The organism is Ideonella sp. B508-1, assembly GCF_000333615.1.
In the GTDB taxonomy this organism is placed as follows: domain Bacteria; phylum Pseudomonadota; class Gammaproteobacteria; order Burkholderiales; family Burkholderiaceae_C; genus Ideonella.
Map to the genome: position 1 here is coordinate 1 of NZ_BADL01000247.1, position 13,855 is coordinate 13,855.

Here is a 13,855-nt window from a genome sequence, read left to right on the forward strand (position 1 = left end):
TCTGACTGCGCCGTCGCTGGATGACTTCGTCGACCTGGCGCATCTCCAGGGCCATCGGATCGGTTTCGGTGGCACGTTGGGGTGGCGGGGCGAGCGAGGGGGTCATGAAGACACGGATGCGTGAGGCACGGGGGATGAACTGCCCATTATAGGAAGCGGGTGGGCGGCGCGTGGTGGGCGGGGTGCCTGTACTGGCGCTGTTCTACGCGACGTGCTATGATGCCAAGCTTCGCCTGGGAATGGGCCCGGGCGGGATCGGTGTTCCGGTCGTGCTGCGCGGCGTTTGTCGCGGACCACCCCGGCCCACCTTTGAGCAAAAGGGCACATATGTACGCGGTCGTAAAAACCGGTGGCAAGCAATACAAGGTTGCAGCCGGCGAAAAGATCAAGGTAGAACAGATTGCTGCGGACGTTGGCCAGGAAATCGTGATCGATCAGGTGCTGGCCGTGGGTAGCGGCGCGGATCTGAAGATCGGGACCCCCCTGGTGAGCGGCGCCACGGTCAAGGCAGTGGTGGTGGCCCATGGCCGTCACGACAAGGTCCGCATCTTCAAGATGCGCCGTCGCAAGCACTACCAGAAGCACGGCGGTCACCGCCAGAACTACACCGAGCTGGAGATCAGCGCGGTCAACGCCTGATCCGGGCATCAGAAGGAGTTCTGAACCATGGCACAGAAAAAAGGCGGCGGTTCCACACGGAACGGCCGTGATTCCCAACCGAAGATGCTGGGCGTGAAGGCGTTCGGTGGTCAAGTGGTCTCGGCCGGCTCGATCATCGTGCGTCAGCGCGGCACCAAGTTCCACGCTGGCAACAACGTCGGCATGGGCCGTGACCATACGCTGTTCGCGTTGGTCGATGGCACCATCTCGTTCGCCGTCAAGGGCGAGCACGACCGCCACACCGTGAACGTGACGCCGCTGGCCTGAGGCCTGCGCGTCCTGTCTGCCTGAGGGCAGGCCGTCAAAGCCCCGGCACGCCGGGGCTTTTTGTCTTCTGGCCGTCGCCATCCCGGGGGTGGCCGCCCGGCATCGCGGGAGCGGTGCATCCTCTCCGATACCATCGAGGCACCATGAAATTCGTTGACGAAGCCACCATCGACATCGCCGCCGGCAACGGGGGCGCAGGCTGCGTGAGCTTCCGCCGCGAGAAGTTCATCCCCTTCGGGGGCCCCGATGGCGGGGACGGCGGCCGCGGCGGCAGCGTCTATGCCGTGGCCGACCGCAACCTGAACACCCTGATCGACTACCGCTACCAGCGGCGCTACGAGGCCCGCAACGGCGAGGGCGGTCGGGGCGCGGACTGCTTCGGCGCCGCGGCGGACGACGTCACCCTGCGCATGCCGGTGGGCACCATCATCACCGACCTCGAAACCGGCCGGGTGCTGGCCGAACTGATCGAGCCCGATGAGCCGGTGTTGCTGGCCAAGGGCGGTGACGGTGGCTTCGGCAACCTGCACTACAAGAGCGCGACCAACCGTGCGCCGCGCCAGCACACACCGGGATGGCCGGGTGAGCGCTTCAAGGTCAAGCTGGAACTGCGGGTGCTGGCCGACGTGGGCCTGCTGGGCATGCCCAATGCGGGCAAGTCCACGCTGATCGCCGCCATCTCCAATGCGCGGCCCAAGATCGCCGACTACCCCTTCACCACCCTGCACCCCAATCTGGGCGTGGTGCGCGTGGGCCCGGAAAAGAGCTTCGTCGTGGCCGACATCCCGGGCCTGATCGAAGGCGCATCCGAAGGTGCCGGCCTGGGCCATCTGTTCCTGCGCCATCTGCAGCGCACCCGTCTGCTGCTGCATGTGGTGGACCTGGCACCCTTCGACGAAGGCGTCGACCCGGTGCAGCAGGCCAAGGCCATCGTCGAGGAACTGCGCAAGTACGACGAAGGTCTGCACGCCAAGCCGCGCTGGCTGGTGCTGAACAAGCTGGACATGGTGCCCGAGGGCGAGCGCGCCGCCCGGGTCAAGGATTTCGTCAAACGCTACAAGTGGAAGGGGCCGGTCTTCGAGATCTCGGCCCTGGCTCGTGAAGGTCTGCAGCCCCTGCTGCATGCCATCTGGGACCACGTGGCGGCCCAGCAGGAGCTCCCCCCGCCGGAACGCGATCCGCGCTTTGACGAGGCGCCCGGCGAGGCCGGCCATGAGTGAGGCCCTGCGCCAGGCCCGGCGCGTCGTCGTCAAGGTGGGCTCCAGCCTGGTGACCAACGAGGGCCGGGGCGTGGATGCCGAGGCCATCGGCAACTGGTGTCGCCAGATGGCGGCGCTGGCCCACCAGGGGCTGGAAGTGGTCATGGTCTCCAGCGGTGCGATTGCCGAGGGCATGAAGCGCCTGGGCTGGACCAGTCGACCGACCGAACTGTCCGAGTTGCAGGCCGCCGCGGCCGTGGGGCAGATGGGCCTGGCGCAGATGTACGAGAGCCAACTGTCGCGCCATGGCATGGGCAGTGCGCAGGTGCTGCTCACCCATGCCGACCTGGCCGACCGCGAGCGCTACCTCAACGCCCGCTCGACCCTGCTCACCCTGCTGGGCCTGAAGGTCATCCCGGTCATCAACGAGAACGACACCGTCGTCAACGACGAGATCAAGTTCGGCGACAACGACACCCTGGGTGCCCTGGTGGCCAACCTGATCGAAGCCGATGCGCTGATCATCCTGACCGACCAGAAGGGCCTGTACTCGGCCGACCCGCGCAAGAACTCCGACGCCCGCTTCATCGACGTGGCCCAGGCCGGTGATCCGGCGCTGGAGGAGATGGCCGGCGGTGCCGGTTCCCGCGTGGGCACCGGCGGCATGATCACCAAGGTGCTGGCCGCCAAGCGCGCGGCCGGCAGCGGTGCCAGCACCGTCATCGCCTGGGGGCGAGAGCCCGATGTGCTGCTGCGTCTGGCCGCCGGCGAAGCCATTGGCACCGCGCTGGTGGCCGGCACGGGCAAGACAGCGGCCCGCAAGCAGTGGATCCTGGATCATCTGCAGATCCACGGCGCGGTGCGCATCGACGCCGGCGCGGTGGCCAAGCTGACCCAGGAGGGCGCCAGCCTGCTGCCCATCGGTGTCACCTCGGTGGAGGGCGACTTCCAGCGCGGCGATGTCATCGCCGTCTGCGATGCCCAGGGCCAGGAAGTGGCCCGCGGCCTGGCCAGCTATTCCAGTGCCGAGGCGCGCCTCATCGCGCGCAAGCCCTCGTCACAGATCGCCGGTCTGCTGGGGTACACCCACGGCACTGAGCTGATCCACCGAGACAACCTCGTCCTGCGCTGAGCCGGGCAGGGCGCCTGCGCCGGGGCAGCCGCTTTCCGCGGGGCTGTCCGCATCCCGGCGGCCATCCCGTCCATCCCGCCCATGGGGCCGCACGCTGCCGCGCAGGTAGCGGTTGGGATGGTGGGTGACCTTGGGCAGAAAGCGCGCCAGCTCGGTCAGTGCCAGCTGGTAAACATCCCGCTTGAACTCGATCACCACATCCAGCGGCACCCAATATTCGTTCCAGCGCCAGGCGTCGAACTCAGGATGGTTGGTGGCACGCAGGTTCATGTCGCTGTCGCGTCCACACAGGCGCAAGAGGAACCAGATCTGCTTCTGCCCCTTGTAGTGGCCGCGTGCGTCCTTGCGGATGAAGTTCTCGGGCACGTCGTAGCGCAGCCAGTCTCGCGTGCGCGCCACGATCTCGACATGCTCGGGCCGCAGCCCGACTTCCTCGTGCAATTCACGGAACATCGCCTGCTCGGGCGACTCGCCGTACTTGATGCCCCCTTGCGGGAACTGCCAGGAGTGGGTGCGCAGGCGCTTGCCCCAGAACACCTGGTTGCGGGCGTTGAGCAGGATGATGCCGACGTTGGGCCGATAGCCTTCCCGGTCGAGCATAATCAAACCCCTGATTTTGAACTGAAATCAATATAGCACCGGCCGTGCCAGCTGCGGAGCTTCTCGCTAACCCGCAGGCCGCGGTCAGGCTGCAGAGCCCCCCATGAAAGCCTCCCAGTTTTTCATCTCCACCCTCAAGGAAGCGCCCGCCGATGCGGAAGTGGTCAGCCACAAGCTGATGATGCGTGCCGGCATGATCAAGCGCCTGGGCGCCGGCATCTACAACTACATGCCCATGGGCCTGCGGGTGATCCGCAAGGTCGAGGCCATCATCCGCGATGAGATGAACCGCGCCGGTGCGGTGGAACTGCTGATGCCGGTGGTGCAGCCGGCCGAGCTGTGGCAGGAAACGGGCCGCTTCGACAAGATGGGGCCGGAGCTGATGCGCGTGAAGGACCGGCACGACCGTGACTTCGTGATCCAGCCGACCTCGGAAGAGGTGGTGACCGACATCGCCCGGCAGGAACTGCGCAGCTACAAGCAGCTGCCCAAGAACTTTTATCACATCCAGACCAAGTTCCGGGACGAGCGTCGCCCCCGCTTCGGTGTGATGCGCGGGCGCGAGTTCACGATGAAGGACGCCTACTCCTTCGACCGTGACGAGGCCGGCGCCACCAAGAGCTACCAGGCCATGTTCGCGGCCTACAAGCGCATCTTCGACCGCTTCGGTCTGGAATACCGCGCGGTGGCGGCGGACACCGGCGCCATCGGCGGTGACCTGTCGCACGAATTCCAGGTGATCGCCGAAACCGGCGAGGACGCCATCGTCTACTGCCCGACCAGCGATTACGCCGCCAACATCGAGCTGGCCGAGGCGCTGCCCTTGCTGGCCGAACGTGCCGCGCCGGCCCAGACCCTGGCCAAGGCGCCCACACCGGGCAAGAGCACCTGCGCCGATGTGGCCGCGCTGCTGGGCCTGTCGTTGACGCAGACCGTCAAGTCGCTGGTGTTGGCCACCGACGAATTGAACGAAGCCGGTGACATCGTCGGCACCACCGTCTGGTTGCTGCTGGTCCGTGGTGATCACGAGCTCAACGAGGTCAAGGCCGGCAAGGTCGAGGGCCTGAAGAACGGCTTCCGCTTTGCCACGGTGGCTGAGATTGACGAGCACTTCGGCTGCAAGCCGGGCTACCTGGGCCCGATCGGCCTGAAGAAGCCGGTCAAGATCGTCGCCGACCGCACCGTGGCCCGCATGGCCGACTGGGTGTGCGGTGCCAACGAGGCCGATGCCCACCTCACCGGCGTGAACTGGGGCCGCGATCTGCCCGAGCCCGACGTGGTGGCCGACATCCGCAACGTGGTCGAGGGCGATCCGTCCCCCGACGGCCAAGGCGTGCTGGCCATTCAGCGCGGCATCGAGGTGGGTCACGTGTTCTTCCTGGGGACCAAGTACTCCAAGGCGATGAACGCGACCTTCCTGGACGAGACCGGCAAGCCGGCCCTGATGCAGATGGGCTGCTATGGCATCGGCGTCACCCGCATCCTGGGTGCGGCCATCGAGCAGAACCACGACGAGCGCGGCATCATCTGGCCGGCCAGCATCGCGCCCTTCCAGGTGGCGATCTGCCCCATCGGCTATGACCGCTCGGCCGAGGTGAAGGCCGCCGCTGACGCCCTGCACCAGGAACTGCTGGATGCAGGCGTGGACGTCATCCTGGACGACCGGGGCGAGCGCCCCGGCGCCATGTTTGCCGACTGGGAACTGATCGGCGTGCCGCAGCGCGTGGTCATCTCCGACCGCGGATTGAAGGAAGGGGCCTTGGAAGTGCAGGGCCGCCGCGAGGCCGAAGCCAGCAAGGTGGCGCCGGCCGACGTGGGCGCGTTCGTGAAGGCGCGCCTGTCGGCATGACCTGCCACCGCGCCGGCCCAGTCGCGGGCCGGCGAGCCTGTCTGGTGGGTCTGGGGGGCGGGCTGTTGCTGCCCGCCTGGACCCCGGCCTGGGCGGGTGCCCAGGTCGAGGAGCAACTGGCCGACGCGGTTCGCACTGCACTGTCGGCCGCCGTGGCCGACGATGCACCGCCCAAGCCCCGCTTCGACCACATCGAGGATCGCCTGGCCTATCTGCGCTGGCTGGGGGCGATGAGCGAGCGGCTCAAACGCCAGAAGTCCGAGCTGCAGACGCGGGTCGAGTTTCTCGAAACACTCTGGTACGAGAGCAAGCGCGCCGGCTTGGAACCGGCCCTGGTGCTGGGCCTGGTGCAGGTGGAGAGCAATTTCCGCAAGTACGCCATCAGCGTGGCGGGCGCGCGGGGCTATATGCAGGTCATGCCCTTCTGGATGCGGCAGATCGGCGACGGGGATGTGTCCCGCCTGTTCCACATGCAGACCAATCTGCGCTTCGGCTGCGTGATCCTGCGCCACTATCTGGACGTGGAGCAGGGCAACCTCTTCATGGCGCTGGGTCGCTACAACGGCAGTCGGGGCCGGGCCGAGTATCCCAACATGGTGCTGGGCGCGCGCAAGCGCTGGCTGCCCGCCGCCTGAACCGCCGGGATCAGAGCCCTGTCCAGCGGCGTGGCTGGCCCCGACCCACGCCCGTCAGCTCGATCACCCGCTCCACGGTGTCGTCCACCAGCTCGGCGATGCTCTGCGGCCGGTGGTAGAAGGCCGGCAGCGGCGGGAAGACGATGCCGCCCATCTCCGTCACCGCGGTCATGTTGCGCAGGTGGGCCAGGTTGAACGGTGTCTCGCGCACCATCAGCACCAGCCGCCGCCGCTCCTTGAGCGTCACATCCGCGGCCCGGGTCAGCAGGTTGTCGCCGAAACCGTGGGCGATGGCCGCCAGCGTTTTCATCGAGCAGGGGGCCACCACCATGGCGGTCGTCGGGTGGCTGCCGCTGGCGATGCAGGCACCGACATCGCCCAGGGCATGCACCTCATCGGCCAGCTGTTCCAGCGCGCTGCGGTCCAGGCCCAGCTCGTGGTGCACATTGAGCACCCCGGCGGAGGTGACGACCAGGTGGGTGCGCACCTGCAACTCGCGCAGCCGCTCCAGCAGGCGCACACCGTAGACGGCACCGGAAGCACCGGTGATGCCCACCACGACCCGTGGTGGGTCCGAGGTCTCCCAGGTCAAGACCGGGGATCCTCAGGCGGCCAGCATGGGCTGCAGTTCACCGGCCTGGTACATCTCCATCATGATGTCCGAGCCGCCGACGAACTCGCCGTTCACGTACAGCTGGGGAATGGTCGGCCAGTTGGCGTATTCCTTGATGCCCTGGCGGATCTCCTCGTCTTCCAGCACGTTCACCGTGGTGATGTCGGTCGCACCAGAGGCCTTCAGGATCTGGATGGCGCGGCCCGAGAAGCCGCACATCGGGAACTGGGCGGTGCCCTTCATGAACAGGACCACCTTGTGGCCCTTGACGATTTGGTCGATGCGTTGCTGAACGTCGCTCATGGCTGTCTCTGCTTTTGCTGTCCGGACATGGGTCGCCCCGACCGAAGGGTCGCAGCGTCGTATGGCGGATTTATACGCCAAGCCGGGGTCGCTGGCGCTGCAGGCCTGCCAAGGCCCCGGGGCGCGCCCTGGAAAAGTCCCGGTTCGGGCTCAGAAGCGGTAGGACAGTTGCACCTGCATCACCGGCGTCAATTGCATGCGATCGAGCAGATCGCTGCCCTGCAGGCCGGTGGCGGGGCGCAGGCCCTGGGCCGCCAGGCCCAGATCGGCGCTCAGGCTCAGGCCGCTGCGGGCCCACCAGGCGGTGTAGCCCATGCCCAGGTAGGGTGTGGGGGAGCGCTCGACTGCGCCGGTGCCCGGGCGGGACAGCAGGGAGGGGCGGGCCAACACGGCGCCGTCTCCCACCGGCGCAGGCGCGCCCAGGGCCATGGAGGGCGGGCCGAACAGCAGCGCCCCGGTGGCGCGCAGTCCCCCACCGTCGCCCACCTGGCCCAGACCCAGGTAGCGGTCGCCGGACACGCTGGCGGCGCCCAGGCCCAGGCGCGCACCTTCGAGGGTGGTGGACCACCCGATCGGCTGGGTCACCGTGCTGATGCGCAACTGCCATTGGGGCCAATGGTCTTCGGGATGCAAGCCGTCGCCCACCGTGGTGGCGCTGCAGGCCATGGCCCACAGGCCCGTCACCATGAAACCCAGGACTTTGCGCATGATCGAGTCCTCCATCACAGCCGCCCGGGCCCCTTCCTTCCGTGAAGGCGCTTGCATCCGGTGACATTGATGCTACGCCAGCAGCATCTTCCTGCGCGTCGAAATGCGGGCGGGAAAACGCCTTGTTTCAGCGCTGGGCCGATCCGGCTGGGCCGGGCCAGCGGCCGCCTGTGCAGCGGTCCAGGCCGGCCAGGTCCTGGCGGGACTGGACCTCGACGAAGCCCGCCGCCGTGAGCAGGCGCCGCACCGCCTCGGCCTGGTCCCAGCCGTGCTCGAACAGCAGCCAGGCGCCTGGGCGCAGGTGGGGCGCCGCGTCGCGCACCAGGGTGCGCAGCGCATCCAGCCCATCCCCTTCGGGGGTCAGGGCCTGTCGCGGCTCATGGCGCAGCGCCGGCAGATGGGGGTCGTCACCGGCGATGTAGGGCGGGTTGCTCACCGCCAGATCGAAGGTCTCGCTGTCCACGGCCTGCCACCAGTCGCTCAGCAGGAAACGCACCGGCAATCGCAGGCACTGGGCGTTGGCCTGGGCCATGGCCAGTGCCTCGGCGCTGGCATCCAGGGCCGTCAGTTCGGCCGCGGGCCAGCGGTGGCGCAGGGCCAGCGCGATGGCGCCGCTGCCGGTGCCCAGGTCGATGACCCGCGGCGTGGCCGCGCCACACGCGTGCAGGCATTCCAGCGCCCAGTCGACCAGCACCTCGGTGTCCGGCCGGGGCACCAGCACCGCCGGGCTGACCTGCAGTGTCAGACCGTGGAACTCCCGCTCGCCCAGCAGATAGGCCACCGGCTCGCCGTCCAGCCGGCGCCGCACCAGGCCGTTCCAGTGCTGCTGCTGGGTCTCGGTCAGCAGGGCGTCGTCGTGGGCGATCAGCCAGCTGCGCTCGCGCTGCAGCAGGTGGCCCAGCAGCAGGTGGGCGTCCACCCGGTCCAGCCCGGCCTGCTGGGCCTGGCGCAAGGCCTGGGCGATGGTCAGGTCGGCGCTCATGCGCCGGTCTCCAGCGCAGCCAGCTGCTGCTGGGCGCGGGCGGCCTGCAGGGCCTGGATCAGCTCGCCCAGGTCACCGTCCATCACCGCACCGAGCTTGTAGAGCGTCAGGTTGATGCGGTGGTCGGTCACCCGGCCCTGGGGGAAGTTGTAGGTGCGGATGCGGTCGCTGCGGTCGCCCGAGCCCACCAGGGCCTTGCGGGTGGCGGCCTCCCTGGCCTGGCGCTCGCTGCGTTCCTTGTCCTGCAGCCGCGCCTGCAGCACGGCCAGGGCCTTGGCCTTGTTGCGGTGCTGGCTGCGGTCGTCCTGGCATTCGGCCACCAGGCCGGTGGGCAGGTGGGTGACGCGGATCGCGCTGTCGGTCTTGTTGATGTGCTGGCCGCCGGCGCCGCTGGCGCGGAAGGTGTCGATGCGCAGTTCGGCGGGGTTCAGCGTGACCTCGGCGGCTTCGTCGGGCTCGGGCATCACCGCCACCGTGCAGGCGCTGGTGTGGATGCGGCCCTGGGCCTCGGTGGCCGGCACCCGCTGCACGCGGTGGCCGCCGGACTCGAACTTCATCCGCTCGTAGACCCGTGTGCCCTCCATGCGGACGACGATTTCCTTGTAGCCGCCCAGGTCGGAGGCGCTCTCGCTCATCACCTCGCAACGCCAGCCCTGGCGTTCAGCAAAGCGCAGGTACATGCGGGCCAGGTCGGCCGCGAACAGAGCCGATTCCTCGCCCCCGGTGCCGGCGCGGATCTCCAGGAAGGCGTTGCGGGCATCGTCCGGGTCACGCGGCAGCAGGGCGGTCTGCAGCTGGGTGTCCAGCGTGGCCAGCTCGGCCTGGGCCGTGGCCACCTCGTCGCGGGCCATCTCGGCCATCTCCGGGTCGTCCAACATCTCGCGCGCCGTCGCCAGATCGGATTCGCGTTGGGCGAAGCGCTGGTACAGCCCCACGACCTCGGCCGCCTCGGCCTGCTCACGGGCCAGTTGGCGGTAGCGGGCCATGTCGGCCGTGACCTGCGGGTCGGCCAGCAGGCTGTCGAGTTCGGACAGGCGCAGGGCCAGACGCTGGAGCTGCTGGCGCAGGGATTCGTTCATGGAAGGGGGCTCCGGGGGGGGAGCCTGGGAGGTAGGGACGGACGGCGGTGTGCGGCACGGCAGGCGTGCCAGGCGGCAGGCAGGCCGCTAATGCCCGTTGCCGGCCGGGTCGCGCGGGCTGTTGCGCAGGAACAGGCGCGAGACCACCTCGGCCGTGTGCTGGCGCTGCTCGCCTTCGGAGGCGTGCAGCTCGGCCAGGGCGCCGTGCAGGATCTTCTGGGTCAGGCCGCGGCTGAGGGCGTCCAGCACTTCGTCCACATCGCCACCGCGGGCCAGCAGCTTGCGGGCGCGGGCGATCTCGGCGGCGCGCCAGTGGTCGGCCTGCTGGTTCAGGGCCTGGATCAGCGGCACGCTGGCGCGCTGGTCCAGCCAGTGGCTGAAGCTCTGCACGCCGGCATCGATGATGGCCTCGGCCTGGGCCACGGCGGCCTGGCGCTTCTCGGTGGCCGTCTGCACCGCCTGGGTCAGGTCGTCCACGGTGTAGAGGTATACGTCCGAAAGCTGGGCGACCTCGGGTTCGATGTCGCGCGGCACGGCCAGATCCACCATGAACATCGGGCGGCGGCGGCGGGCCTTCAGGGCGGATTCCACCGCGCCCAGGCCGATGATGGGCAGGCTGCTGGCGGTGCAGGAGATGACGGCGTCGAATTCGTGCAGGCGGCTGGGCAGCTCGGCCAGGCGCAGGGCCTGGGCACCGAAACGGGTGGCGAGCTTCTCACCCCGCTCCAGCGTGCGGTTGGCCACGGCCATCAGCCGGGGTTCGCGGGCGGCGAAATGGGTGGCCACCAGCTCGATCATCTCGCCGGCGCCGACGAACAGCACCTTGATCTGGCTGAGGTCTTCGAACAGCTGGGCCGCCAGGCGCACCGTGGCGGCGGCCATGCTGATGGAGTGGCTGCCGATCTCGGTGGAGGTGCGGACTTCCTTGGCCACCGAGAAGGAGCGCTGGAACAGCTGGTGCAAGGTGGTGCCCAGGGTGCCGGCCTCGTCCGCGCCGCGCACGGCCTGCTTCATCTGGCCCAGGATCTGCGGCTCGCCCAGCACCATGGAATCCAGGCCGGAGGCCACGCGGAAGGCGTGCCGGGCCGCCTCGCGGTTCTCCAGCACATAGGTGTGGTCCTGCAGGTGCATCTCGGAGACGCCGCCGCGTTCGGCCAGCCAGGCCAGGGCCGGGCGCACCAGCTCGCGCCCTTGCTCCGGGGTGGCGGAGGCCACGTAGAGCTCGGTGCGGTTGCAGGTGGACAGGATGGCCGTTTCCGGCGTGGCGCGACGCAGCGCGTCGCGCAGGGCCTGCAAGGAGGGGGACAGCTGCTCAGGCGCGAACGCGAACCGCCCGCGCAGATCCAGCGGGGCGGTGTGATGGTTCAGGCCGAGCGCGATGACACTCATGTTGCCAATTATAAAATTCCGCTTCCATTCCCGCACCGGCCCCGTCCGGAGCAAATGCGGCGGATTTGACAAGCATCAAGCGAGAGGCTGGTCGGCATGGGTCCCCTGGACGCTTTGTGGCACCTGTTGAATTTCTTTGGCCCAGCCCTGGGCGTGGGGCTGGTGGTGACCTTGCTGGCCAAGCTGATCTGGCGGCGTGAACTCAGGGCCGTGCCTTTTCAGACCCTGGCCTTGTGGTGCGTGGCCGCCGGCGCGATGGTGCTGGTGGCCGGGCTGATCGTCTTCGGCCGGGACGGCCGCATGGCCACCTATGGGGCCCTGGTGCTGGCCGTGGCCCTGACGCTGGGCTGGCGCGGCGGCCTGCTGCGCCGCTGAGCGCCCTGGCCGGCGCCGCCCCCTCGGGTGATGTTCAGGCGGCCACGCTGTCGCGTACCAGCACCTCGGCCCGCAGCGAATGCGGGAAGGCCTCGGTGATCGTCACGTCCACCATCTGGCCGATCAGGCGGGCCGGGCCGGCGAAGTTGACGATGCGGTTGCATTCGGTGCGGCCCATCAGTTCCTCGGCGTTTCGGCGCGAGGGGCCTTCCACCAGGATGCGCTGCACCGTGCCCACGCGCGCCGCGCTGATGGCGCGCACGTTCTCCTCCAGCCGGGCCTGCAGGCGTTGCAGCCGTGCCAGCTTGACCTCCTGCGGCGTCTCGTCGGGCAGGGCGGCGGCCGGGGTGCCGGGGCGGGCGCTGAAGATGAAGCTGAAGGAGGCGTCGAAGCCGACGTCGTCGATCAGCTTCATGGACTTCTCGAAGTCCTCGTCTGTCTCACCCGGGAAGCCGACGATGAAGTCGGTCGACAGGCTGATGTCCGGCCGCACGGCGCGCAGCTTGCGGATGATGCTCTTGTATTCCAGCGCGGTGTAGCCGCGCTTCATGGCCGAGAGGATGCGGTCCGCGCCGTGCTGCACCGGCAGGTGCAGGTGGTTCACCAGCTGCGGCACGCGGCCGTAGACGTCGATCAGGCGCTGGCTGAACTCGTTGGGGTGGCTGGTGGTGTAGCGGATGCGCTCGATGCCGGGGATCTCGGCCACGTACTCGATCAGCAGCGCGAAGTCGGCGATCTCGCCGCTGTCGCCCATGGCGCCGCGGTAGGCGTTGACGTTCTGGCCCAGCAGCGTCACTTCCTTGACGCCCTGGTCGGCCAGGCCGGCGATCTCGGTCAGCACGTCCTCGAAGGGACGCGACACCTCTTCACCGCGGGTGTAGGGCACCACGCAGTAGGTGCAGTACTTGGAGCAGCCCTCCATGATGGAGACGAAGGCGGTGGCACCCTCGACCCGGGCCGGCGGCAGGTGGTCGAACTTCTCGATCTCGGGGAAGCTGATGTCCACCTGCGGGCGGCGCTGGGCCTGGCGCTGGGCGATCATCTGCGGCAGGCGGTGCAGGGTCTGCGGGCCGAAGACCAGGTCCACATAGGGCGCGCGCTCGATGATGGCCGCGCCTTCCTGGCTGGCCACGCAGCCGCCCACGCCGATCAGCACGCCTTTTTCCTTCAGGTGCTTGACCCGGCCCAGGTCGGAGAAGACCTTCTCGGCGGCCTTCTCGCGGATGGAGCAGGTGTTGAACAAGACCAGATCGGCCTGCTCCACGTCGTCGGTGGGCTCGTAGCCCTCGGCGGCGCGCAGCACGTCGCTCATCTTGTCGGAGTCGTACTCGTTCATCTGGCAGCCGAAGGTGCGGATGAACACTTTCTTGGTCGTCATGGCGGGGTCTCCTCCGGCGGGCGCCGGGGCGGGGGTCTGCGCGGCGGGGCGCGTCAGACGGCAGTCCAAAGGGGGGGCAGGGCGGCTCAGGACGCCGCCGGGCCGGTCAGGGCCTGTTTCAGGGCCGGGTCCAGGTCTGGGCCGCGGCGTCGAAGGTCCAGCTGCGGGCCTGTTCCAGCGTCATGGGCCAGGGGCGCTTCTCGGCTTCGTCGTCACGCAGCAGCCAGACATCCAGCACCGTGCCGGAGTTGATCTCCAGCGTGTAGTTCACGACAAAGCGCTGGCCGGTCAAGGTGCCGGGCAGCTTCATCATGTTGTCGGTGCCGTGGATGCGTGCGCCCGGAGCCAGCCGGGCCGACTCGCCGTTGAGCAGGATCTGCGGCGGCGCGCTGAAGTTGATCACGCCGCGCAGGGCGTTGGCGGGGAAGGTGCGCGCCATCCAGGCCTGCGCGGCCAGCGGGGCCAGCAGCAGGGCGGTGGGGGCCGCCAGCAGGCGACGGCGGGACAGGCTGGGAACACAGCGGGGCATGGTGTGGATCCAGAGGCTGTGAAGCGAGACCCTGGCCGCAAAGGCCGGGACCAATGAAAAGGCCCGAGCATTTTGCAATGACTCGGGCCAGTGTGTTCTGGTGGCGCTTCAGGGATTCGAACCCCGGACCTGCGGATTATGATTCCGTCGCTCTAAC

General features: G+C 68.6%; 16 protein-coding genes. 7 read left to right on the forward strand and 9 right to left on the reverse strand.

Features of this window, described 5'->3' with window-relative positions:
• Nucleotides 1-327: 327 nt before the first annotated feature.
• The 4 genes from rplU to proB all read left to right on the forward strand — a co-directional run bounded on the left by rplU (nucleotide 328) and on the right by proB (nucleotide 3,258).
• Nucleotides 328-639, forward strand: a complete 312-nt coding sequence (gene rplU, locus I73_RS10165; protein WP_022980501.1) for a 50S ribosomal protein L21 — start codon at nucleotides 328-330, stop codon at nucleotides 637-639.
• Nucleotides 640-666: 27 nt separating this feature from the next.
• A complete protein-coding gene (gene rpmA, locus I73_RS10170; protein WP_022980502.1) occupies nucleotides 667-927 on the forward strand; it encodes a 50S ribosomal protein L27 in 261 nt (86 codons plus the stop codon).
• 143 nt (nucleotides 928-1,070) lie between these two features.
• Nucleotides 1,071-2,147 (forward strand): Obg family GTPase CgtA, encoded by a 1,077-nt coding sequence (gene cgtA / locus I73_RS10175; protein ID WP_022980503.1) that lies wholly within the window; start codon nucleotides 1,071-1,073, stop codon nucleotides 2,145-2,147.
• Nucleotides 2,140-3,258 (forward strand): glutamate 5-kinase, encoded by a 1,119-nt coding sequence (gene proB / locus I73_RS10180; RefSeq protein WP_022980504.1) that lies wholly within the window; start codon nucleotides 2,140-2,142, stop codon nucleotides 3,256-3,258. Before cgtA ends, proB begins: the two co-directional genes overlap by 8 nt.
• On the opposite strand, the gene I73_RS27255 is transcribed toward proB, so the two are convergent.
• Nucleotides 3,184-3,858: an RNA pyrophosphohydrolase gene (locus I73_RS27255; RefSeq protein WP_022980505.1), complete on the reverse strand. Its 675-nt coding sequence runs from the start codon at nucleotides 3,856-3,858 to the stop codon at nucleotides 3,184-3,186. The genes proB and I73_RS27255 overlap by 75 nt on opposite strands.
• A gap of 103 nt (nucleotides 3,859-3,961) precedes the next feature.
• On the opposite strand from I73_RS27255, the gene I73_RS10190 reads away from it, so the two are divergent.
• A complete protein-coding gene (locus I73_RS10190) occupies nucleotides 3,962-5,707 on the forward strand; it encodes a proline--tRNA ligase (protein WP_022980506.1) in 1,746 nt (581 codons plus the stop codon).
• Nucleotides 5,704-6,342: a lytic transglycosylase domain-containing protein gene (locus I73_RS10195; RefSeq protein ID WP_040500187.1), complete on the forward strand. Its 639-nt coding sequence runs from the start codon at nucleotides 5,704-5,706 to the stop codon at nucleotides 6,340-6,342. The genes I73_RS10190 and I73_RS10195 overlap by 4 nt, the downstream gene beginning before the upstream one ends.
• Before the next feature lie 10 nt (nucleotides 6,343-6,352).
• Here I73_RS10195 and I73_RS10200 read toward each other — a convergent pair whose 3' ends face one another.
• From I73_RS10200 to hemA, 6 genes are all read right to left on the reverse strand, one after another.
• Nucleotides 6,353-6,934, reverse strand: a complete 582-nt coding sequence (locus I73_RS10200; protein WP_022980508.1) for a UbiX family flavin prenyltransferase — start codon at nucleotides 6,932-6,934, stop codon at nucleotides 6,353-6,355.
• A gap of 12 nt (nucleotides 6,935-6,946) precedes the next feature.
• The gene (grxD, locus tag I73_RS10205; protein WP_022980509.1) at nucleotides 6,947-7,258 is read right to left on the reverse strand and encodes a Grx4 family monothiol glutaredoxin; all 312 of its coding nucleotides are present in this window, start codon (nucleotides 7,256-7,258) and stop codon (nucleotides 6,947-6,949) included.
• A 150-nt stretch (nucleotides 7,259-7,408) separates the two neighbouring features.
• Nucleotides 7,409-7,966: a hypothetical protein gene (locus I73_RS10210; RefSeq protein ID WP_148289770.1), complete on the reverse strand. Its 558-nt coding sequence runs from the start codon at nucleotides 7,964-7,966 to the stop codon at nucleotides 7,409-7,411.
• Nucleotides 7,967-8,093: 127 nt separating this feature from the next.
• A complete protein-coding gene (gene prmC, locus I73_RS10215) occupies nucleotides 8,094-8,948 on the reverse strand; it encodes a peptide chain release factor N(5)-glutamine methyltransferase (RefSeq protein ID WP_022980511.1) in 855 nt (284 codons plus the stop codon).
• Nucleotides 8,945-10,027: a peptide chain release factor 1 gene (gene prfA / locus I73_RS10220; RefSeq protein WP_022980512.1), complete on the reverse strand. Its 1,083-nt coding sequence runs from the start codon at nucleotides 10,025-10,027 to the stop codon at nucleotides 8,945-8,947. The genes prmC and prfA overlap by 4 nt, the downstream gene beginning before the upstream one ends.
• Nucleotides 10,028-10,114: 87 nt before the next feature.
• Nucleotides 10,115-11,416, reverse strand: a complete 1,302-nt coding sequence (gene hemA / locus I73_RS10225) for a glutamyl-tRNA reductase (protein WP_022980513.1) — start codon at nucleotides 11,414-11,416, stop codon at nucleotides 10,115-10,117.
• A gap of 96 nt (nucleotides 11,417-11,512) precedes the next feature.
• On the opposite strand from hemA, the gene I73_RS10230 reads away from it, so the two are divergent.
• Nucleotides 11,513-11,791, forward strand: a complete 279-nt coding sequence (locus I73_RS10230) for a hypothetical protein (protein ID WP_022980514.1) — start codon at nucleotides 11,513-11,515, stop codon at nucleotides 11,789-11,791.
• A gap of 34 nt (nucleotides 11,792-11,825) precedes the next feature.
• Here the strand turns inward: I73_RS10230 and miaB are convergent, their stop codons facing one another.
• Both miaB and I73_RS10240 read right to left on the reverse strand, forming a co-directional pair.
• Nucleotides 11,826-13,169 carry a tRNA (N6-isopentenyl adenosine(37)-C2)-methylthiotransferase MiaB gene (gene miaB, locus I73_RS10235; RefSeq protein WP_022980515.1) on the reverse strand — a complete coding sequence of 448 codons (1,344 nt, stop codon included), beginning with the start codon at nucleotides 13,167-13,169 and terminating at the stop codon, nucleotides 11,826-11,828.
• A 118-nt stretch (nucleotides 13,170-13,287) separates the two neighbouring features.
• Entirely contained in the window at nucleotides 13,288-13,698 is a 411-nt protein-coding gene (locus I73_RS10240) for a hypothetical protein (RefSeq protein ID WP_022980516.1), read from the reverse strand.
• Nucleotides 13,699-13,855 lie beyond the last annotated feature (157 nt).